Origin of the sequence: Nakamurella aerolata, from assembly GCF_013002705.1 — a bacterium.
GTDB classification, from domain to species: Bacteria; Actinomycetota; Actinomycetes; order Mycobacteriales; family Nakamurellaceae; genus Nakamurella; species Nakamurella aerolata.
On record NZ_JABEND010000006.1, the window covers coordinates 157,059 to 177,929 of the forward strand.

17 protein-coding genes and 1 pseudogene are annotated in these 20,871 nt (G+C 65.2%); 7 read left to right on the plus strand and 11 right to left on the minus strand.

The window, feature by feature from the left end; all coding sequences use genetic code 11:
• Positions 1-61 precede the first annotated feature (61 nt).
• A complete protein-coding gene (locus HKD39_RS20545; RefSeq protein WP_171200187.1) occupies positions 62-1,054 on the minus strand; it encodes an alpha/beta hydrolase fold domain-containing protein in 993 nt (330 codons plus the stop codon).
• 126 nt (positions 1,055-1,180) lie between these two features.
• Positions 1,181-1,906: pseudogene (locus tag HKD39_RS20550) on the minus strand (type 1 glutamine amidotransferase domain-containing protein); the annotation flags it as partial.
• Positions 1,907-2,112: 206 nt separating this feature from the next.
• On the opposite strand from HKD39_RS20550, the gene HKD39_RS11930 reads away from it, so the two are divergent.
• Positions 2,113-2,721, plus strand: coding sequence for a TetR/AcrR family transcriptional regulator (locus tag HKD39_RS11930; protein WP_171200102.1), 609 nt, complete (start codon positions 2,113-2,115; stop codon positions 2,719-2,721).
• A 207-nt stretch (positions 2,722-2,928) separates the two neighbouring features.
• The gene (locus HKD39_RS11935; RefSeq protein ID WP_212754476.1) at positions 2,929-3,801 is read left to right on the plus strand and encodes a DNA-3-methyladenine glycosylase family protein; all 873 of its coding nucleotides are present in this window, start codon (positions 2,929-2,931) and stop codon (positions 3,799-3,801) included.
• Here HKD39_RS11935 and HKD39_RS11940 read toward each other — a convergent pair.
• Entirely contained in the window at positions 3,770-4,297 is a 528-nt protein-coding gene (locus tag HKD39_RS11940) for a hypothetical protein (RefSeq protein WP_171200104.1), read from the minus strand. The two genes, HKD39_RS11935 and HKD39_RS11940, sit on opposite strands and share 32 nt — an antisense overlap.
• Positions 4,298-4,538: 241 nt before the next feature.
• Here HKD39_RS11940 and HKD39_RS11945 point away from each other — a divergent pair, with 241 nt between their 5' ends.
• Together HKD39_RS11945 and HKD39_RS11950 are read left to right on the plus strand one after the other, a co-directional pair.
• Entirely contained in the window at positions 4,539-5,696 is a 1,158-nt protein-coding gene (locus HKD39_RS11945) for an NAD-dependent formate dehydrogenase (RefSeq protein ID WP_171200105.1), read from the plus strand.
• Positions 5,697-5,768: 72 nt separating this feature from the next.
• Complete coding sequence (locus HKD39_RS11950) at positions 5,769-6,923, plus strand: pyridoxal phosphate-dependent aminotransferase (protein WP_212754477.1); 1,155 nt, start codon at positions 5,769-5,771, stop codon at positions 6,921-6,923.
• A 139-nt stretch (positions 6,924-7,062) separates the two neighbouring features.
• Here HKD39_RS11950 and HKD39_RS11955 read toward each other — a convergent pair whose 3' ends face one another.
• Genes HKD39_RS11955 through HKD39_RS11960 form a run of 3 tightly spaced genes read right to left on the minus strand, consistent with a single transcriptional unit; the run spans position 7,063 to position 9,114 of the window.
• Positions 7,063-8,451, minus strand: a complete 1,389-nt coding sequence (locus HKD39_RS11955) for a Dyp-type peroxidase (RefSeq protein ID WP_212754478.1) — start codon at positions 8,449-8,451, stop codon at positions 7,063-7,065.
• A gap of 55 nt (positions 8,452-8,506) precedes the next feature.
• Positions 8,507-8,701, minus strand: a complete 195-nt coding sequence (locus HKD39_RS20785) for a hypothetical protein (RefSeq protein ID WP_212754479.1) — start codon at positions 8,699-8,701, stop codon at positions 8,507-8,509.
• Positions 8,698-9,114 (minus strand): hypothetical protein, encoded by a 417-nt coding sequence (locus HKD39_RS11960; protein ID WP_212754480.1) that lies wholly within the window; start codon positions 9,112-9,114, stop codon positions 8,698-8,700. The genes HKD39_RS20785 and HKD39_RS11960 overlap by 4 nt, the downstream gene beginning before the upstream one ends.
• Positions 9,115-9,261: 147 nt before the next feature.
• Between HKD39_RS11960 and HKD39_RS11965 the strand changes: the two genes are divergently transcribed.
• From HKD39_RS11965 to HKD39_RS11975, 3 genes are all read left to right on the plus strand, one after another.
• Entirely contained in the window at positions 9,262-9,975 is a 714-nt protein-coding gene (locus HKD39_RS11965) for a TetR/AcrR family transcriptional regulator (protein WP_171200106.1), read from the plus strand.
• A gap of 351 nt (positions 9,976-10,326) precedes the next feature.
• A complete protein-coding gene (locus HKD39_RS11970; protein WP_212754481.1) occupies positions 10,327-10,707 on the plus strand; it encodes a Panacea domain-containing protein in 381 nt (126 codons plus the stop codon).
• A gap of 137 nt (positions 10,708-10,844) precedes the next feature.
• Positions 10,845-11,117 (plus strand): hypothetical protein, encoded by a 273-nt coding sequence (locus HKD39_RS11975; RefSeq protein ID WP_171200108.1) that lies wholly within the window; start codon positions 10,845-10,847, stop codon positions 11,115-11,117.
• 15 nt (positions 11,118-11,132) lie between these two features.
• Here the strand turns inward: HKD39_RS11975 and HKD39_RS11980 are convergent, their stop codons facing one another.
• From HKD39_RS11980 to HKD39_RS12000, 5 genes are all read right to left on the minus strand, one after another.
• On the minus strand, positions 11,133-13,250 hold the full coding sequence (locus HKD39_RS11980; protein WP_171200109.1) for a GmrSD restriction endonuclease domain-containing protein: 2,118 nt from the start codon (positions 13,248-13,250) through the stop codon (positions 11,133-11,135).
• Positions 13,240-14,712, minus strand: a complete 1,473-nt coding sequence (locus tag HKD39_RS11985) for a PIN-like domain-containing protein (RefSeq protein WP_171200110.1) — start codon at positions 14,710-14,712, stop codon at positions 13,240-13,242. Before HKD39_RS11985 ends, HKD39_RS11980 begins: the two co-directional genes overlap by 11 nt.
• Positions 14,713-14,723: 11 nt before the next feature.
• Complete coding sequence (locus HKD39_RS11990; RefSeq protein ID WP_425488451.1) at positions 14,724-17,903, minus strand: type I restriction endonuclease subunit R; 3,180 nt, start codon at positions 17,901-17,903, stop codon at positions 14,724-14,726.
• Positions 17,900-18,862, minus strand: coding sequence for a restriction endonuclease subunit S (locus tag HKD39_RS11995; RefSeq protein WP_171200112.1), 963 nt, complete (start codon positions 18,860-18,862; stop codon positions 17,900-17,902). The genes HKD39_RS11990 and HKD39_RS11995 overlap by 4 nt, the downstream gene beginning before the upstream one ends.
• Before the next feature lie 128 nt (positions 18,863-18,990).
• Positions 18,991-20,595, minus strand: coding sequence for an N-6 DNA methylase (locus HKD39_RS12000; protein WP_171200113.1), 1,605 nt, complete (start codon positions 20,593-20,595; stop codon positions 18,991-18,993).
• Positions 20,596-20,871 lie beyond the last annotated feature (276 nt).

Below are 20,871 nucleotides of genomic sequence, written 5' to 3' on the forward strand. Positions count from 1 at the left end.
CACCGATCTGGTCACCGGCTCGGCTGGTCAACGGCTCGGCTGGTCAACGGCTGGTCAACGGTTAGCTGGTGAATGGTTCGGCATCCTCGTGCAATGCGTTGTGCAGGAAGTCGATCGCCACCGTCCTGGCGAGATTGGCGGCCTTGGTGTCGCGGAGACTGTCCAGCAACAGGAAGTCGTGCACCATGCCGGCCACCCGCAGCGAGGTGACGGGCACTCCGGCTTCCCGCAGCTTGTTGGCGTACTGCTCGCCCTCGTCGCGGAGCACATCGGCCTCGTCGGTGATCACCAGCGTCGGCGGCAGGCCCTTCAGCTCGTCCAGCGGGGTCTGCAGCGGCGAGGCGTACTTCTCGCGGCGCTGTGCCGGATCACCGGTGTAGGCATCCCAGAACCATTGCATGCCTTCACGAGTGAGGTAGTAGCTGTCGGCGAACTGCAGGTACGACGGGGTGTCGAAGTCGGCATTGGTGACCGGGTAGAGCAGCGCCTGCGCTTTCAGCTGCAGGCCGCCCCTGTCCTTGTTCATCTGGCTGAACACCGCAGACATGGCGCCGCCCACCGATTCGCCGGTGACGGCGACGCGGGAAGTGTCCATGCCGTGCTCGGCACCGTTCTCGGCGATCCATTGCCCGACGGCGTAGTTCTGTTCGACCTGGGTGGGGTACTTCTTCTCCGGTGCGCGGTCGTAGACACCGAAGACGCCGACCGCGTCCGCCCCGACGGTGAGCTCGCGGAACAGCCTGTCGTGAGTCTTGTCGTCGCCGAAAACCCAACCGGCGCCGTGGATGTAGACCAGCACCGGCAGTGGTCCTGTTGCCCCCTTGGGCAGGATGATCCTGGTTCGGACGGTGCCCCACTCGCCCGCGTCGACGTCCACCCACTCCTCGTCGACCTCCGGGCGCGGTACTCCTTCTCCGGATTGCAGATCGGACAGGATCTTGCGGCCCTGCTCCGGGGGCACTTCGTAGATGCGCGGGTGGGGCGCGGTGTCTTCGGCGAGCTGCTTGGCCTCGGGCTCGAGGACGGGCGTGACGGGCGGGGGAAGTTCGGGCATGGTGTTCCCTTTCGAAGCGGTCCGTTGTGAAGCGTCGCGCGGGGGATTCTGCTTGGTTGCCAGCAGGTTTGCGGTTCCGTCGGCGCCGGAGCGCCGTGCTTCGGCCTGCAATTCGGCAATCAGCTGCTCGGCCAGTCGCTCGGACGACTGCGGGTTCTGGCCGGTGTACAGGTTGCCGTCCACCACCATGTGCGGCCGCAGCGGGAAGCCCTTCGAGTACTCGGCGCCTTGCTCCTTGAGGCGATCCTCCAGCAGCCATGTGGCCTTCCAGGCAAAGAGATTCAGCCGCTCCTCGCGGTTGGACAGGCCCGTCATCCTGCGCCCGGCAAACGCCCACGAGCCGTCCGGCTTGGTGGCGGCGAAGGCGGCTGCCGGGGCGTGGCACAGCAGCGCAAGCGGTCGTCCGGACGCCAACCGCTCGGTGAGCAGAGCGCCGGATGTCTTGTCAACGGCGAGATCTTCCATCGGGCCGTGGCCGCCGGAGTAGAAGACCAGGTCGAAGTCGTCCGGGTTCATGTCGGACAGATCGGCTGGATGGTCGAGCACCGGTTGCAGTCGCTCGACCTCGGCGGCAATCTTGCGAGTCTTGGGCGGCAGCCCGCCGGAGATGCCGAGACTGAGCTTGTCGATCACCGGGACCTTGCCGCCGGGCGTCGCCACCGTCACCTCGAATCCGGCTTCGGTGAACAGTCGGTACGGCACCACGAACTCTTCAGCCCAGACACCGGTGGGATGTTCGCTGCCGTCTTTCAGCGTCCAGTGCCGCGCGGCGGAAAGAACCATCAAGACCGACGTCATCGAGAACTCCTTCGATTCGCGCCGGCTGGCGCGGCAGACTGAGATCACGGACATGTTTACACCGCTTACATGAGCCTACTCAGGCTGCTCGGTAAGGTCAACGGGAGAAACCCGACGCCAAGGACAAGCGCCGCGGCACGGCAACCGGCGGGCCCAGCGCCGGCATTGCCTGCCCGCGCGGCGCGCCCTCGACGCCGATTGATGCCGATTGATGCCGATTGATGCTGACTGAAGTTGCTTGCACGAAAGGGCTGGTGCCGATGTCGTCAGCCACCCCCGTCGGCTATCACCATGGCGACCTGCCGGCCGCACTGGTCCGCGCGGCGCTTGAGCTGCTCGCCGAAGACAGCAACGCCGAGCTGTCGCTGCGCGCGGTGGCCCGGCGCGCGGGCGTCTCCACCGCGGCACCGTATCGCCACTTCGCCGACCGGATGGCACTGTTGTCCGCGGTGGCGGCGGTCGGGTATCGGGAGCTGCTCACCGAGCTAGGCAAGCGCAACCCGAAACCCGTTGGCGTGCAGGATATTGCCGATCTTGCCGCGGCCTATGTCGAGTTTGCGGTGGCACAACCCGGCCTGTTCCGGGTGATGTTCGCCGAGGGCTGCGACCCGACCAGCCCCGAGCGGGTGGCCGCCGTGTCCGCGATCAACGAGTATCTGCGGGGCGGCGTTGCACGCAGTCTCGGGGTTACCGAAGCCGCTGCGGCACAAGATGATCAGTCCGCCGCATTGGCGACCGGCCTGTGGGCCACCGCGCACGGACTGGCGTTCTTGTACCTGGACGGGAAGCTGTCAGCGGACTCGTCGGCCGCCAGGGATCGCCACGTCCGCACTGTGGTCTCGGCGCTGGCTTCCACCGAGTGGCGCTGAGCCTCGTCTCGCCTCGTCTCGCCACCGGCCGCACCACGGTGTCAACCACGCACTCCAGGGTCCACTCCTGCAGGTTCGGGGTTGCTGCGCCGCAACGCCCGCCCGGAAGCCGTCGGCGCAACAGTTGACACGCCTGTCGGACCGGTGTCAAGGTATTGACATGAATGTCTCGCGCGACGGTAGAGGTCTGGCGCTGTGGCCGGCCTGGTGACGACCGTCGATGTCGCCGGCCCGTGGTCGCTGGCCACCAGCAAGCGGTTCTGGGAGGGATTCGCGCCGGCGCCGCTCACGGCGATCGAGAGTCCAGACCTACATACCACTTTCCTCGTCGAGGGCAGCTGGCAACCGGTATCGGTGACGGTGAGTCAGCAGGGTGAGCGGGCCAGGATCAGCGCGGACGGGGCCGGTGATCTGGATGCCGCTGCACGCCAGGCTTGCCGGTTCCTGTCGCTGGACGTCGATGCCTGGGGTTGGCCGGACGTCGGGCGGCGCGACTCGGTGATCGGCGCCGCACAGCGGCAACTGCCGGGGTTGCGGCCGTGCGGCTTCCACTCACCGTACGAGGCGGCCGCCTGGGCAGTACTGTCGCAGCGCATCCGCATCACCCAGGCCGCGGTGCTGCGCCGAAAACTCATTGAGCGGCACGGCGATCGCGGTGCCTTTCCCGCACCGGCGACGCTGTATCGACTGGAGTTCGACCTTCCCGGACGCAAGGCCGACTATCTGCGGGCGGTCGCGGCCGCGGCCTTGGACGGACTGCTCGACGGTGCCGTCCTGCGGTCGGTCCCCGCCGAAGCGGCCATCCGAAACGTCCGGCAGATCAACGGAATCGGGCCGTTCGCGGCCGAGCTGATCGTCATCCGCGGTGCCAACGCCCCTGACGTGCTGCCCAGCCATGAGCGTCGGCTGAGTGCCGAGATTGCCGAGCGGTACGGGCCGGACCGGTCTCTCCGGACGGTCTCGGAGCGGTGGCGGCCTTATCGCAGTTGGGCCGCGGTGCATCTGCGGGCCGATCGCGAACGGCGGGCGGCGACCTCCCGAACCGGGCTCAACCGGCAGGATCGATCGGAACCGTGCTGACCGGCTCCGGCGCCCCGTCCGGGTCCGCCCTCCGCACCGCCGCGTTGACCGCATCGGTCCAACAGAACACCCAGCCCATTCTGTCGTTGCCGGTGGCGAGGTAGAGCCGTCGGTCAGACTGCTGCTGCAGCAACGCATCCAGGTGCCGATAGAGCCGAACCGCGGCGCGCCAGCCTTGCTCGTCCTCGTCGCGGCTCGCCAGCAACAGGGGCTCATCGTTGATCGCAATCACCAGCTCGGACTGATCGGCGATCGACGCGATCAACCGCCAGCGAACCGGAACGTGGTACGTGGCCAGCAGTCGGCTCGCGGGGCCCAGGTGACGGTCGAGCCACTCATCGACGGAGCTGTCGTGCCCGTTCCAGTAGTGCTCGGCGTCGAACTCGACGTAGTCGTCGTCCACCGGGGTCGAGATGTCGCTGGCTATGACGAGCGCGATCGGGCAGTCGTCCGGAGTCGCCGCGGCCTGCTGCTGGGTGATCAGTCCCAGCTCCACCAAAGCGATCCGAGCCTGCCGGCGCTCGTCATCGCCGCGACGGAACCGGGACCGAAGGCGCCGCATCGTTCACCCGCCTCTGCCAGGGTTTGCCGTCTGACGGTTGCGCGTCACAGCCTAAACGCGGTTCGCAAGCGGTGCGCTGCCCCGCCGGAAGCGTGTACCCAACAGCAGCCGGGCCCAGCGGATCAGGCCATTCCGTGGCACCGTGAAGCATCCGCTCACCAGGAGGGCCGTTTCCATGTCACTCGTGCTCTGTGTGCTGTATCCGGATCCGCAGGCCGGATATCCGCCGCCGTACATCCGCGACGGGCTGCCGCCCGGCCAGTTCGCCGAGAATCCGACGACGCCCAAGCCCCAGGGGCAGCTCGGGTTCACTCCCGGTGAGCTGCTCGGCTGCGTTTCCGGCGAGCTGGGGCTGCGGAAGTTCCTGGAGGCCGGCGGCCACCAGCTCGTCGTCACCAGCGACACCGACGGCACCGAGTCGGTGTTCGAGCGGTACCTTCCGGAAGCGGAAGTGGTGATCTCCCAACCATTTTGGCCGGCCTACCTGACCGCCGAGCGGATCGGCAGAGCCAAGAACCTGAAGCTCGCACTGACCGCAGGCGTCGGCTCCGACCATGTCGATCTGGACGCGGTGGCCGCGGCCGGCGTGACCGTTGCCGAGGTGACCGGCGCCAATTACGCCAGCGTCACCGAGCACGTGGTGATGATGACGCTCGCCCTGGTGCGCAATTACCTTCCGGCGCACGGCCTTTCGGTCAACGGGGTGTGGAACGTCGCGGACTGCGTCGAGCGTGGCTACGACGTCGAGGGTATGAGTTTCGGGACCGTCGGTGCCGGCCGGATCGGACTGGCAGTGTTGCAGCGGCTCAAGGCTTTTGAACTCGACCTGCATTACACGCAGCGGCACCGGCTGGCCACCGAGGTCGAGCGGGAGCTGGGGCTGACGTTCCACCCTGATGCAGAATCGTTGGTGAGCAACGTCGACATCGTCAACCTGATGCTCCCGCTGTACCCATCAACACGACACCTGCTCGACGCTGCCATGTTCGCCAAGATGAGGCGCGGCACCTACGTGATCAATTGCGCCAGAGGAGAACTCGTCGACCGTGACGCCCTGGTGCAGGCCGTGCACTCGGGCCAGGTCGCCGGGTATGCCGGCGACGTCTGGTACCCGCAGCCGGCCGGCATCAACCACCCGTGGCGCACGATGCCGTTCAACGGGATGACCCCGCACATCTCCGGGACAACGCTGTCCGCGCAGGCCCGCTACGCGGCCGGGACGCTGGCGATCCTGCAGCGCTACCTCAGCGGCCAGCCGATCGACGAGGAATACCTGATCGTGCACGGCGGCGGGCTGGCCGGCACCGGCGCGCAGTCGTACCAGTTGAGCTGAATGCCGAACCGGCCTCGACTGCGGCTAGCAAACCAGGCATACTGATTACTGAATCAGCCACTGGAGGTAGCCGTGACGAGTCGACTGGCGCACATCCCCGGCATCGGCGTGAACCTGATCGGTGACCGCGCCGACGCCGCGGCCGACCCCACGATGCTGCGGTTGGAGAATCTCGACACCGATCTTCGCCCGCCAGCGGTCGCACTCGCCGCGACCCACACCGCCATCGACGACGACGCCGCCAACAGCTATCTGCCGTTCGAGGGGCATCTCGACCTGCGGACGGCGGCTGCCACCCACGCGGGCCGGATCAGTGGGCGCCGGTATCACCCGGAGCGGGAGTGCGTGAGCACCGCCGGCGGTCTGAACGGCGTGCTGAACGTGCTGCTCGCCGTCACCGAACCCGGGGACGAGGTGGTGATCGCCGATCCCGTCTACGCCGGGTTGGTGAATCGCATCCGGCTGGCCGGCGCCGTGCCGGTGCACGTCCCCGCCAGCCCGACCGAACGGGGCTGGCGCACCGATCCCGAGCGGTTGGCGGCCGCGATCGGACCACGCACGGCCGCGGTGCTGCTGATGGGGCCGACCATGCCCACCGGGGCGCTGATCGAGCCCGAGCATCTGGACGCCATCGCCGAACCCGTTGCCGCCCATGACGTTTGGGTTCTGTACGACGCAGCGATGGAACGCATCCGGTTCGACGGCCGGCCGCCGCTGCATCCGGCTTCCCACCCCGCACTGGGCGAGCGCACCATCACCGTCGGATCCGCCTCGAAGGAGCTCAGGATGATCGGCTGGCGGGTCGGCTGGGTGGTGGCACCGGCGCCCGTTCTCGCCGACATCGCGCTGGTGGGCATGACGAATGTGGTCTGCCAGGTGGGCATCGGGCAGCGGGCGGTCGCGGCGGCACTGTCCGCACCGGACGCCGACGCCGACGTCGCCGCCGCCACCACCAGCTGGCGGCAACGCTGCGAGACGATCCTTGATCAGCTCAGCGAGTACCCGGTGATCCGCCCCGATGGCGGCTGGTCGCTGCTGATCGACACCCGCCCGCTCGGGCTGACGCCGGCGCAAGCGTCGGACCGGCTGTTCGAGCGCGGTCGAGTAGCAGCGACCCCGATGGACGGCTGGGGTCCATCGGGCGAGCACTACCTTCGGCTGGTCTTCGCCAACGAGCCCGTCGAGCGGCTCGGCGATCTGCGCGAGCGGTTCGCCGCAGCGTTCTGAGCACGCTGACGGTTTGCCTTGGGCGCCTTGGAGTTTCCTTCGATGAGGTTTTGCAGCGGCCTGACCGGGCGGACCGGAATGCCGATCCGTGAGCGGCCCGAAGTGGCGGGCAGGTCGGCAGTGACAAGGTCAGAGCGCGTCACACAGTGTCGGGCAGATTGGCGAGCCAGTCCAAGGCGGTCAGGCTCGGCATGAAGAGGTACTCCCCACCGCGCAGCGTGTTGAACGATTGAATGCCCTTGACCCGCCTCGGCGGGGTGCCCGGGACGGTGAAGTAGGGGTTGCGCTCTTGGATTCCGAGCATCGGGTCGCGCTCTTTACCCAACCCCATGAAGTTTCCTGACGACACCCACTCGGACTGCAGGAACTCGACGTTGTCGATCGCTCGGACACCCAACGCGATGAAGTCCAGACCCCGCTCCTGGCCGTCGTCGCGCACGGCATCAGCGGGCAACGGTGTGCCATACGTGGTGCTGCGACGGATGATCCGTCGAATGTTGACGTTGGCGAGAATGGACATCTGGGTGTCGCGGGGATTCATCCGCCGAATGTGGGCGCCGCGCGGTGTCACCAGGCATTGCTGGTCGTTGCCGTACCGAAAGTCGTTGTTGCGGTTGTCGTCCGCCCCGAGGTCAGGGTCGTCATGGGCGGGCGCGAGCGCCAGCGGCGCACCGCTGCGCCAACGTCCCACCAGCTTGGCGGCCAACAACTCGCGCGCCGCCGCGGTGCTGGCATTGCGGTGCAGGTACTCGTTGAACGCCGCGACATGGGACTGATACTTGCGGAAAACCACATAGGTTCCGTTACGGCCCAACGCATCTGGCTGCGGCTGCGGAAGCGGTACACCCGTTTCCGATGGATATCCGAGGACGAACTCGCCCGCCTTGATGGGCTCGCCGTCGCCGGGGTGCGCCGGCTCGCCGCTGCCCTGGACGACGGGCTGGGTGAAACCGTCCTTGTAGCCGAAGGCATTTCGATCGCCCGGCTGGGCGCCGAAGTCCTGCTGGTACACCACCCGTAGACCGGGGAAACTCGCCAGCCTGCTCTGGTAGTCGGCCACCCGAGCCTGCCAACCCGCCTCGGAGGCCGCGTACACCGAAATGGCCAGATGCACGCGCCCCGAACCGAAGGGCGGCTGCCATCCGCGCGGATCGTTGGGTCCCTCGTCGCGGAGCTGCTTGGCCCTTGCCGCCATCCCCTCGCAAAAATTGTGCGGGAAGGTCGCCAAGCTGGACTCGGGCACACCGAGCGCCACCAGACCCTGGTAGGTGATGGCGACGGCCGTCCACGCCGGGGACGACTCAAAGGGCGTGTCGACCGCCGCCACCTGCTCGCGCAGTAGCCCGAGCGCCTGCCGCCCCTGCTGCTGGTCGAGGATCTCGACCAACGCGTGGGTGCCGTAGTACGGCTCCGGCCTTCGGCGCAGCACGGTGGCCTGGATGTCGTCCAGGTCGAGTTCCACGCCGTTACGGCGCTTGAAGGGGCCGCGGCGCAGCGCGGGCAGCCGCGGGAAGTGCTGTGGTGGCACGGCTTTCGCCTCGATCTCCTGAACCTGCCGGCGTCCCGGCGTCGGTCTCGGTTGGCTAGTTCAGGGTGCTGACGAACTGCTGAACCGCGGCGTCCTGGCGGGTCAACCGAGTGGCCTCCGAGACGCTGAGATTCGGGTGCGAGACGAACCAGGCGCTGGCCGGGATCTGGAACGACAGGATGAAGTCCTTGACGTCCGGAGAGTGGATGCCGGGCCAGCCCTCGACGTTGCCGAACAGATAATCCATCATGTCCGGATCTTGGTGGCGAAGTCGTCGATGTAGGGATCCCACTCGCCGTCGTACGCCGTGGCGAACAGCAGCTTGGTGTCGTCATCGAGAAAGACGAACCGCATGTTGTGCAGGGTGCCGACTTGCCCTGCGCCCCACAGATTTCCGTCGACGATGGAGAAGAACCGGCGCAATTTCTCCGCGCCGCCGGGCTTGAGCGGCGCGATCAGGGTGAGCTCGGAGACCTCGCCGCTCTTCAGGCCGGCACGTCCGGCGGGGGTGACCGCGTGGGACTGCACGTCGGCGTCCTTGTTCAGAATCTCGCCGACCTTGAGCTTCACGGCGAGCGCGGCGTCGCCGATCGTGGTCTCGATGCGCTCCTTGATCTTCGCCGGGAAACCGTCGAACCGGTCCTTGAGCTGCTGGGTGTCCATCTGCGCTCTCCTTGCCTCGATGCTGGTGGGGCGCGTGGTCGGGTAGGCCATGCGCACCGTTGAATGACGAAGTCGTCACTCATGACGCACGATTCAGTCAAGAGATGTGACGATTCCGGCATTTCTGAATTCCTGTACGCTCACCGCATGGGGGAATTGCCGGTGAAGCCGCACGGAACGCGACCCGCCCAGTCGGAGACGCCCGAGCGAAGCACCACCCCGGCTACCGCCTCACGGGGCGAACGACGGCGCCTGAAGACCAGGGCCACCCTGATCGAGGCCGCCCAGCGCCTGCTCATCGAGGACCGCGTCAACGCCAGCGTCCTGGAGATCACCCAACTGGCCGACGTGGGAACCGGCAGCTTCTACAACCACTTCGCATCGAAGGAAGACCTGTTCCGGGCGGTTGTGGACGAAGCGCTCGAACGCCACGGCGAGTTGATGGACGCCGCGACGGAAGGTCTGGGCGACCCCGCCGAGGTCTTCGCCCGCTCGTTCCGGCTGACCGGGCGCCTGCACCGACTGGTCCCCGGCATGAGCATGGTCCTCATCCATCGCGGTACCGAGCTGGTGATGAGCGATCGCGGGCTTGCGCCTCGGGCGCTGCGTGACATCAGGGCCGGCGTGGCGGCGGGACGGTTCACCATCGCCGACCCCGAACTCGCGCTCGTCGCCGCCGGTGGCGCGATCATTGCCCTCGGGCAGCTGCTGCACAGCCAGCCCGAGCGTGACGCCGCACCAGCCTCGGACCTGTTGACCCGCCAGATCCTGCAGGTGTTCGGCCTCGACGAGGCCGAAGCGCGAGACCTCTGCGATCGGCCGCTGCCTGACCTCGAGCGCCTGCTCGCCGAGCGCGCGTAACTGGCCGGCCCACCGCGCCCGCCACTGGCCCCAGTAACCAGAAAAGACCGAACCGCTGGCGGTTCGGTCTTTCGGCATCTACAGCAAGATCAGATGGTTGGTGGGTAGTTCACACAACGCTCTGACCAGGGGTGATGCATAGCAACCGGCGGGAGCGTGTACCTAGGTGGTCCCCAGATTTGTACAGCGGTGGCGACCGGGCCTCGACGGTCCCGATGGCTCGGCCTCGCAGCGTCTGTGGGTGCCGACTGTTACCGTGGACCGACTAGGAGGTGGTGGGCGATGGCAACGCACACGGCGCGAGAGATCGCAGACTGGTTCCTTGTGTGGGGAGAGCAAAACGAGGCAGCCATGAGCAACCTGAAGTTGCAGAAATTGCTCTATTACGCCCAGGGGCACCATCTCGGCTCTCATGGTGTGCCGATGTTCGATGACAAGGTGGAAGCCTGGGCGCATGGCCCCGTCGTCCGTTCGGTCTACCACGAACTGAAGAAGTTCGGTAACGCTGACATCGACGTTGACGAGGCGGTCGCTGAAGATTTCGACTGGGACGACTACCGCGATGTGGAGGCGGACCTGGTCCGTGTTTGGAACACCTACGGCAAGTACGAAGCGTGGGCCCTCCGCAACCGCACACACCGAGAGTCGCCGTGGAAAGACACCTTCGAGGACGGCGCGCGATTCCTGGTCATCCCCCAGGATGCGATGCGTGAGTTCTTCGCTACTTCCTAATGGGGGCGAAGGGCAAGCGGCGGGGGAGCCCGCCGAAGGCGACTGAGGATGAACTCCTGGTTCGGTCGGTGCCGAAGGATGACGGACACCTACTTCTGTCCTTCCGACACGTTCAACCCAAGTTTGGCGTCGATGAGATGGATGAGCGCCAGCGCTCTGAGTTCTTGATAAAGTGGGCCAAACGCTGCGGCTTCACCTGGACGCAACTCCAAGCCCACCCCAAACATGGCCTCGGCTACGAGATGCTGCCGCGCAAGAGATTTTCAGTCTCCCCACCTGAGCCCCTCGAGGAAGACAAGTACATGGTGTTCCGGCACGACGGCAACCTACCGTTTGCCGGGTTCAAGGCTGGTGACACCTTCTACGTCTTGTGGATCGAGACAAAGTACGGAGACCTCTACGAGCACTGACAGCGCCTGATTTGCCTACTCCGGACTCGCTTGGGGCGACTGGTCGCGACGTCGAAGTTCAGCAAGTGTCGCTTCGCCTCCTAGGTCCGCACTCCAGTAAAGCCAGCCATCGACCTCATGCGCTCCGTCAGCGCGAGCCGCATCATCGGGCGAGCGATACTCAACATCGTCCAGGAGGATCGCGCCGTCTTCGGTGACCTCAGCGATTGAGTCGGTCTGACCATCGGTAGGGATGAGGTACGTGCCGGGCGGGATGGTCCCGGTTCGGACCATCTGCTCGAATGTGGGCAGGGCTGCCTCGGCGGTTGCTGCACTGACCACGGCGGGGCTTGGGCGGTAGTTCGGGTCCGACAACTTGCGGAATCCTTCGCGGGTCACCTCGGCCAGCAGACGCCGCCTCTGATCCAAGAACTCCTCGTACGTCAGGTCCGTCCACCCGTCCGGCAGTCCGTGCCACCAACGTTGGCGCGCAAGCCGTTCTTCACCCATCCCCTTGTCATCGACTTGCTGAGTCCAGTACTCGTTGGGGGCGTCGCTGGAGATGTCGATATTGTCGGACCACTCGACCAGCGCCTGGTTCGCGACCTGGTTGATCTGCCGCGTGCTGGTATACCCGAGTCGCTGCTTCAGGTAGTCCTTCGGGAAGAGGTGGTGCTTCTCGACGCCCTTCACAGGTCGCCGCGACGGGTCGAGCCAATCCTTGACAGTGAGAGTGGACAGCAGCACCTCGGCATCGAGGATCGTCAAAGCCGCTAGGTACCCCGTGTAGGCGGGACCTGTGGTGTTGGAGGTGTGCAAGTCCTCGGGGAGGGTGACCCGCCACCAGTCATCGGTCAGGTTGGTCTCGATCTGGCCCGTGATCGCATCGCGGAACTGCGCCGGGGTGCGCTCCAGCGCGTCGAGACGATTGATGTCTTCCTGCCCCCTCGTCTCCGCGCTACCGGAGTAGCGGGCGGTGATCTGCGCCATGAAGTACCACCGCGCCATCAGTTCTCGAAGTTCGTCCACAGGCACACCGAACTCGACCCGCCCGAGCAGCCAGATGGCGTACCCGAAGAGGACAGCGTTCTTTGAGGTGATCATGGCGCTAGTGCGCATGCCTGCGCGCTCGATCACCTTCAAGTACTCGTCCCAATGGTGGGGTTTCAGAACGTGCGCTTGCCCCGTCTTCAGCAGGGCAAGTTGACGTTCCCGCTCTTCCGGCACGATCTGTCGGGTGCGCCTGTCACGTCCACGCAGAGCGTTGTAGGCGTCCTGCAACTGTGCCCGCTTGTTGCCCACGGCCACGACGACACGGAGTACATGACCGGGGTCGAGCGTCAAGAAGGCATTCTTCGGCGTCCACGCCACCCGCTCGCCCTGAATCCGGGTCAACTCCTGCGGGGTGAAGCGCGACGCCTTGGCGAAGTCTTCGAGTTCTTGGCGTCCCTGCTCCCAGAAGACCGACAGCCAGGTGAGGATGAAGTCGGTGGAGGAGAGTTTGACACCTTCGGAGTTGATCCGCACGAAGATGTCCGCGACTGTCTCGCGGCTGACATTGGGTTTGAGTTGCACGACCTGAAACCCATAGGCGAGCACGTGGTTGAGCCGATTGATCGCCTCTTCGATCTCTCGCTCGGCGCTCCTCTCCAGCCGCTCGCCACCGCGAGCCTGCTCCAGCCCCTCGATGTAATCGGATCGTGCGTCGATGGGTGATTCGAAGACGGCGCGAATGTCGTGCACCCAGTCGCTGGAACGTCGGATCGCGTTGTCCGGTACGGCGAAGCGTTCGGTCAGCGGGTTGAACGAGATGACCACTCGTTCCTCGGAGTAGTCCTCGCGCAGGACAGCCACCCCCTTGACCACGGCATACAGCGAGGTCAGCCGTTGCTGACCGTCGATGACCTGCATCGACGCGCCCTGTGTCTTCGCATCAACACCGATGCTGCGGGCATGCAACTCGTCTGCGTTCTCCCAGAACATCAGTTGCCCGACTGGGAACCCTCGGTACATCGAGTCCACCAGGTCGCGAATCTTCGCGTTAGACCACACGAACGGTCGCTGGATGTCCGGCAGCCTGACACGACCGGAATCCACCCCGGCAACGAGATCGCTGACTGTCCAAGGATGGTGGCCAAAGGTCTCAGACATCATCGGCCTCCGCCCTGCTTTCGTCAGACACTTCTTGGTTTGGAGTCGCGCCTAAAGACGCCGAGCCTTCATCTGCGCGTGACGCCACAGCCCACGCGAGTAGCGACTCGGCAATCTCTCCAGCGTCGTCAGGGGCGACGTGGGCGAGTACGGAGCGACGGATCGCCGTGCGCACTTGAGCCATCACCTGCTCCCGGGACTCCCAATCCGTCGCCGCCAGATCCCGAACGATCCGCTCCGCATCGCTCAGAACTTGTTCGAACGGACCGAACTCCGTGGGCGTGGAGTAGCCGATGGCCTTGCCTGGCCCGTCATACTCAGCCCATAGGGCGGCCTCAACGCTAGGGCTAACTAGGCCCTTAGCCACGAGCGAGGTAGTTAGGCGTTGGACCGGCGTGGCGAACTGACGCAGCGTCCTCTCGTCCTCCGACGCGCCAATGATTTCGTAGACGTCACTTCGGTCAAGGTGTCCACCGGCATTCGACGCCGACCGAATCACCGCCGCGCGGGTGTGGTAACCATCATGGGCAAGCGCCCGGATCAATGCGACGTAGCCCGCTAGCGACCACGGTTCACGTCGCTCTGCCAGCACCTTCTCGGATTCAGCAAGTGTTGATTCAGACACAGGGCTGGCACCAGCCTGCTCAGCAAGGCGCAACAGGTCGCGTGTCGTGAGCAGAACCAAGTCGGTCCCTCCGGCCTGTCGAACGTCATCCGCCAGAATGGAGTGGGGACCTGCGGGAATGCCGCGCATTTCGTAGCGCCAGTCACCCTTGGCAGCGTCGTCGCTTACGACCACTAGGGGCTTTCCCGACAGCGACTCGCATCGCATCACCTCGGCCCACCAGAGGTAATCGCCCCCCGCCTTGTCCTTGAAGCCGGGCGCAAGGCCAGCACCTCGACGCCGGTCCGCCTCAAGGACATCCTTCCCGTGCACCTGGTCATCCGGTGGTGGAGCGACTTTCTCGGTGAGTGCTCTTTCTAGTCGTGCGGTCCACTCGTCTACTTGGCCGACGAGCCTGTCTGCGTCCAGGTCGTACTGGTCGGCTGCATCACTTGACGCGGCTTCGAGCGCGGCGAAGAAGTCTGTGACCGCGGCCTCGAGGGTGCCTACCTCGTCCTGACTCAACGTCCTTCGATCGCGGAGGTTATTGACGACCTTGCGCACCTTGCTGCGAATGTCATCAATCTCCGTCGCGGCGGCGTCCAACTCGCTACGGCGATCCGCAACCACTCTCACTCGGTTCCGGTTGTACTCCAGCGCGATCTGATGAGGCACGAAGCATCGGTCGGCAATCGCTTCGATGACACCGAGCAACTCTTCGCGAGCGGTTGGGGAGTACCGCATCACGTGGAGCAGAACGTTGGCATCCAGCACGATGAGACCCTCATCGAACGCTCGCTTCTCACGCTCCGTCGTGGGCCGATAGAACTGGTCGAACCCGTCGGTCAGATTCGCGGTCATAGGTCCCTTCCTCACCTCGGCATCGACGTGGCAGCCTCGTGCCCGATGGTCTCGGCCTGCTTCAGGATCAACTCGGTGGCTTGGGGGGTCTTGTCGGGCGGGTAGCCGTGCTTTAGCAGGAGCCGCTTGATCGTGGTGCGCAACTTGGCGCGAACCTGCTCCTTGACACTCCAGTCAGTCTTGGCGTCGCGGCGCACGATGTCGGTGAGTTCGTGGGCGATTTTCTGCAGTGTCTCGTCCTGCATCGCCTCGCGGGCGGAGTGGTTGTCGCGCAGCGCGTCGTAGAAGGCGAGTTCGTTCTCGGTCAGGCCAGTCTCGCGACCACGCTCCTGCTCGGCCTTCAACGCCTGCGCCAGGCGGACGAGTTCGGCTACGACGGCGGCGGTGTCGAGGCTGCGGTTCTGGTACCGCAGAAGGGATGCGTTGAGCATCTCGGAGAACTGCTTGCCCTTGACGAGGTTGCGGCCAGCGATGGCCTTTATCTCGGCGTTCAGCAGTCGCTTTAGCGCTTCCATCTGGATGTTGGGCCGGTCAGACTCGCTGATCTTCTTCACGAACGCATCGTCGATGAGCGAGATGTCTGGATTGGCGATCCCCGCCTCGGCGTAGATGTCCACCACGCCGGTCCCGGTCATGTTCTCGGACACGATCTGCCGGATCGCCGTATCCAACTCCGCACCCGCGTCCGTCGCGCCCCGTCCCGCGCCCTCGATCTTGGCGATGGCGGCACGCACCGCGTCGAAGAACGCCACGTCATCGCGGATGGCGGTGGCTGCGTCTGACGCAGGGACGAGAGAGAAGAACGACCTCAGCCGCGCCACGTGGGCGATGAACCGCTGCTTGACCGTCAGTTCCTTGCGCTTCTCGGTCTCGTCGCCATCGAGCCCCTCGAAGGCGTCCTCGACGTGTTCCTGCTCCAGCAGCCATTCGACCGTCGCCATGACGGCGTTGATGTACGCCTTGGGGGTCTTCTCCGCGACCAGTGGACGCCAGTCGAAGCCGGACAGGATTGAGCACACGATGTCGTGCTCGTTTTCCATCTCCGGGATCGCGGTTGCCTCAATGTCGGCACCCACCTGGGCGTTGTCGCGGTCACGCTGCGTGTAGTCGCCCAGGGCCGTCTTGAGGTCTTCAGCGATGCCGATGTAGTCCACGATCAGCCCAGCAGGCTTGTCGCGGAAGGTCCGGTTGACCCGGGTGATCGCCTGCATTAGGGAGACGCCGCGCATGGGCTTGTCCACGTACATGGTCGTCATGGCGGGCGAGTCAAAACCGGTCAGCCACATGTCGCGCACGATCACCACGTCAAGGGGGTCGTCTGGGTCCGAGGCGCGGGCCTTCAAGGCGCGCATCTGGGCCTTGTTGCGGATGTGGTCCTGCCAGTGCTCCGGGTCGGTGGCAGAGCCGGTCATGATGACCTTCATCCGCCCGGTCGTGTCGTCGTGGGTGGCCCAGTCGGGTCGAAGCGAAGCGATCTTGTCGTGCAGATCGACTGCGATGCGCCGCGACATCGTGACGATCATGCATTTGGCCTCGGGCATGACCTCCTTGCGCTTGTCCCAGTGGGCCACGATGTCGGCTGCCAACTCCGTTAGCCGCTCATCCGAGCCGACGATGGCTTCCACCCGGGACCAGCGAGACTTCAACCGATCCTGAGCCTCGTCCTCGCTGCCCGAGACAGCCTCGGTGAAGGCGTTGTCGATCTGGGTGAGGGCGTCCTCCGGCAGGCGCACCTTCGCCAGGCGAGCCTCGTACAGGACCTTGACCGTGGCCCCGTCCTCGACGGCCTGGGTGAGGTCGTAGGTGTCGATCACGTCTCCGAAGACCGCCGTCGTGGAGCGGTCCTTGGCCTCGATGGGCGTGCCGGTGAAGCCGATGAAGGTGGCGTTCGGCAGACCGTCGCGCAGGTGACGGGCGAATCCGTCGATGAAGTCGTAGTTGGAGCGGTGGGCCTCATCGACCATCACGACGATGTTCATCCGCTCGGACAGGGTGGGGAACGCGATGCCGGCGTCTCGCTCGTCCTTGGACAGTCCGAACTTTTGGATCGTGGTGAACACGATGCCGCCCGACTGTCGCCCGGACAGGAGGGTTTTCAACTCCGCTCGGGTCTCCGCCTGGATAGGGGCCTCGGGCAACGGTGCGCCGATTTTGGTTGCGGCAAAGGTGTCCTCGAACAACTGGTCATCGAGGTCGTTACGGTCAGTGAGTACGAGCAGTGTCGGGTTGTCCATGGCCGGGTGGCGCATCAGCGCACCCGCAGTCCAGGCCATCTCGAATGACTTGCCGGAGCCTTGGGTGTGCCAGACGATCCCTGCTCGGCCATCGGTTTCGACCGCTTCGATGGTCTGGTGAACGGCCTTACGGACGGCCCAGTACTGGTGGTACTTCGCGCCGATCTTGGTCATCTTCGCGCCGTCGCCGGAGTAAGCGAGGAAGTTGCGCGTCCAGTCGAGGAACACCTCGGGGTTGAGGAAGCCCGCGACGATGACCTCGATCTCCGGGCGGTACTTGGTCGCGAGGTTCTGCCCGTCGATGGTCTTCCACGCCTGGAAGTGGTTGGCCTGCGCGGTCAGCGTGCCCATCCGAGCCAGCAACCCATCCGAGATGACGACGCCCGCGTTCCAGGTGAAAAGGTCAGGAATCTGGGCCTTGTAGGTCTGCACCTGGGCGTAAGCGCTGGCAATCGTCGCGTTCTGCGCCCCGGGCTTCTTCAACTCCAGAAGGCCGAGTGGCAGACCGTTGACGAACAGCACCACGTCCGGGCGGCGCTCCTTCTTCGGCCCCTGGATGGTGAACTGATTGACCGCGATCAAGTCGTTGCTGAGCGGGTCGTCCCAGTCGATCAGCCGCGCCCGGACGTTCCGTAGCCTGCCCTCGCCATCGCGGTACTCGACCGGAACGCCCTGGGTCAGCAGTTCGTACGCTCGCCAGTTCTCCGACTGGATGACGGACGACTCGGGGCGGACGGCGGTCTTGATCGCCTCCTCGACCGCATCGTCTGGCAGGTCAGGGTTCAGTCGATAGATAGCGTCCCGGAGACGTCCTTCGAGGACGACCTCGCGGTAGTCGGAGCGCTCGGCATCGAGCAGGCCCGGAGCGATGTCCGGCCCGTGCACCGTGTGCCAGCCCTGCTCGGCCAGCAACTCCAGCACCCATGTCTCGAACTCCGACTCCGCGACGCTCATCAGACCGTTGCCTCCACATCACGGACCCGGACCTTGCCGGACATGAGCAGCGGCAGCAGTTCGTCGCGCTGGCGGGTGAGGTCGGCAGTTTCGACAGCCAGGTCGTCACTCGCGCTCATCACCGACGACAGGGCTTCACCTAATCGGACTGAAGGCTCGCCGCGAACATCCGGCACAAGTTGGGCCAGCGCTCTATCGCGATTGAGACCAGGCACTGCCGAATCACTGTTCAGTGTGTCCAGGCCCGCGGCAGTAAGCGTCTGGAAGGTCAACTCCACTGGTAGTTCACTAACGGCGTAGAACGCTGTGTCGATGGGGTAAAAGTCGTCGCGCACCCAGGTCACGGTGCCCACTGTGCCCTTCCGCCCGACGACCACGCCCGGGCCGTTCACGAGCGCCATGTCATGCGTCCCAGTGATTCCTGCGCTACTCACAACTGGGACTACACCGGGTACGCGATCCCGAGCCGGAAGTGCTTTCCCGTAGTTCAGTCGGACAAGGTCTCCCAAACGCACACGTGGAAGGCTGGAGGCGGTACGCACATAGGCGGACTCGGCTAGGTCCAGGAGACTCTCGATGAGGCGGCGGTTCGTCTCGATCAGGTCATCGAAGGCCCCGAGCACCCCCGCGATCCGCTCCTGCTCCTCCAGCGGCGGAACGGGAAACGTGTACTGGCTCAGGACGTCTGCTGAAACTCGCTGCCGCCCGGATGACCCGATCAGATTCCGCACGGCATGGTCTCGAAATTCGGGTGTCATCGCCAGATAGCGCACAAATCGGGAATCAGTGGCGATGCCGTCTCCGCGCAGCACGACGAACTCGGTGGACCCGAAGCCAACTTCTGTCTCTAGGTACGGCACGGCGGCGATCTTGCCGTTCTCCAGGCACGGAGTTATGCGCGCGACAAGGGTGTCACCACTGCGGAAGCGGGCACCGCCGCCGGTGAACACCTTCGCAGACACGTGTTGCACTCCACCGCAGTTCGGCGCAACACTCGCCATGTCAATGAAGGACGCATGCGCTCCCCGGGCGATCCTCTCGGGCGGGTTGACCATCGCGACGCTCGCAAGGTCGGTCCAAGGCCACGCGTTCATGTCTCAGACCGAAGACTCAGAAGTGCCTTCTCGACTTCAGCCTGGAGGTCGGACCGCTCCGCGAAGCCCTCCCGAATCTCGTCGCTGAGCCGGGCGATCTTCTCTTCGACAGGTTCGCCGTCGTCCTCTGCTTCTTCAGTCCCGACATAGCGACCAGGGCTGAGCGCGTAGCCCGCCTCCGCAACCTGCTCCTTGGTCACCGAAGCGCAGAAGCCTGGCACGTCCTCGTAGGGGGGCAGGTCGGGGTCGCCGCGCCAGGCGTTGTAGGTGTCCGCGATCCGCGCGGTGTCCTCGGGTGAGAGGTTGCGGTGGGTGCGGTTCTCCATGAAGCCCATCTCACGGGTGTCGATGAACAGCACTTCACCGAACCGGGGCCGACGAATCTGCCCGCTCTTGGTCTTCTTGCCGGACTTGTCCTTGGTGCACAACCACAGGGACACGGGAATCTGCACCCCGTAGAACAACTGCGAGGGCATCGCGACGATGCACTCCACCACGTCGGCGTCGATCATCCGCTGCCTGATCTCGCCCTGTCCCGACGAGTTCACCGTGAGCGACCCGTTGGCGAGGACTACGCCCATCGTGCCGGTCGGGGATAGGTGCGCCAGCATGTGCTGTAGCCAGGCGTAGTTGGCGTTGCTGGGTGGTGGGGTGCCGTACACCCAGCGCGGGTCGTCGGCCAGTCGTTCGCCGCCCCAGTTGGAGATGTTGAACGGCGGGTTCGCCATGATGAAGTCGGCCCGCAGGTCCGGATGTTGGTCGTCGTGGAACGAGTCGGCCCACTCCGCGCCGAGGTTGGCCTCGATGCCGCGAATGGCGAGGTTCATCTTCGCCAGCCGCCAGGTGGTGGGGTTGCTCTCCTGACCGAAAACGGAGATGTCATTGCGGTTGCCGCCGTGGGTCTCCACGAAGTACTCGGCCTGCACGAACATGCCACCCGAGCCACAGCACGGGTCGAACACCCTGCCGTTGTAGGGGCGCAGCATGTCGGCCAGCAGCGACACGACCGACCGGGGCGTGTAGAACTCGCCCGCGTTCTTGCCTTCATTGGAGGCGAACTGGGCGAGGAAGTACTCATACACCCGGCCCAGCACATCCAGACCCGAGTGCTCGGCGGCGGCGAGGTCGTCGCGGGAGAAGGTGTCGATCAGCCCGCCCAGCGTGGCGGCGGTGAGTTCGCGGCGTGCGTAGTTCTTGGGGAGAACACCCTTCAGCGAAGGGTTCTCCTTCTCAATGGCCTCCATCGCCGCGTCGATGCGCTGGCCGATGTCAGTCTGCTTCGCGACCTTGCGCAGATCAGACCAGCGATGACCGGCAGGAACCCAGAACACACCTTCTGCGGTGTACTCGTCGCGGTCCTCCAGAACGGCTTGCCGCGCGTCCTCGGTCGGCATGAAGTAGTCGCTCGACTCGTCGGTGACCAACTTCGCGAGCCGCTGCTGACGGAACTCGAACTTGTCCGAGACGTACTTCAGGAAGAGCAGGCCGAGAACCACATGCTTGTATTCGGCGGCGTCCATTGAGGAGCGAAGCCGGTTGGCTGACTCCCAGAGCGCGTCTTCCAGTCCTAGCGCGCTCGTCTTTGTTCCTCGTGCTGCCACCGGGTCTCCTGCCGCGCCATCGCCCCGATGAACGCGGGGACCGTCAAACTTGTGACTGATGGTATGGGCTGGGGTGCTTGGGTGCGGCGCCTAGTCTTCCGTGTCACTCGGGGTCTCCCACCAACCGTGTCACCACGCCGCCACTGGCGAAGCCCTCGTTAGGCTTGATCCCCGATCTGGGCCCGACCTCGGCAGCCACAGCTACTGCCCACCTGCGCAACAACGCGAAACTCCCAGCCAGGACGAGCCTGACCGGGAGTTTCCTGAACCTACGGG

Bases quoted from the DNA above. Each gene is read 5' to 3' on its own strand.
- HKD39_RS11965 (WP_171200106.1), top strand. From the start codon at position 9,262: ATGGGGGAATTGCCGGTGAAGCCGCACGGAACGCGACCCGCCCAGTCG.
- HKD39_RS11930 (WP_171200102.1), top strand. From the start codon at position 2,113: ATGTCGTCAGCCACCCCCGTCGGCTATCACCATGGCGACCTGCCGGCC.
- HKD39_RS20785 (WP_212754479.1), bottom strand. From the start codon at position 8,701: ATGATGGATTATCTGTTCGGCAACGTCGAGGGCTGGCCCGGCATCCAC.
- HKD39_RS11980 (WP_171200109.1), bottom strand. From the start codon at position 13,250: ATGATGTCTGAGACCTTTGGCCACCATCCTTGGACAGTCAGCGATCTC.
- HKD39_RS11960 (WP_212754480.1), bottom strand. From the start codon at position 9,114: ATGGACACCCAGCAGCTCAAGGACCGGTTCGACGGTTTCCCGGCGAAG.
- HKD39_RS20545 (WP_171200187.1), bottom strand. From the start codon at position 1,054: ATGCCCGAACTTCCCCCGCCCGTCACGCCCGTCCTCGAGCCCGAGGCC.
- HKD39_RS11985 (WP_171200110.1), bottom strand. From the start codon at position 14,712: ATGACCGCGAATCTGACCGACGGGTTCGACCAGTTCTATCGGCCCACG.
- HKD39_RS11945 (WP_171200105.1), top strand. From the start codon at position 4,539: ATGTCACTCGTGCTCTGTGTGCTGTATCCGGATCCGCAGGCCGGATAT.
- HKD39_RS11970 (WP_212754481.1), top strand. From the start codon at position 10,327: ATGAGCAACCTGAAGTTGCAGAAATTGCTCTATTACGCCCAGGGGCAC.
- HKD39_RS11975 (WP_171200108.1), top strand. From the start codon at position 10,845: ATGGATGAGCGCCAGCGCTCTGAGTTCTTGATAAAGTGGGCCAAACGC.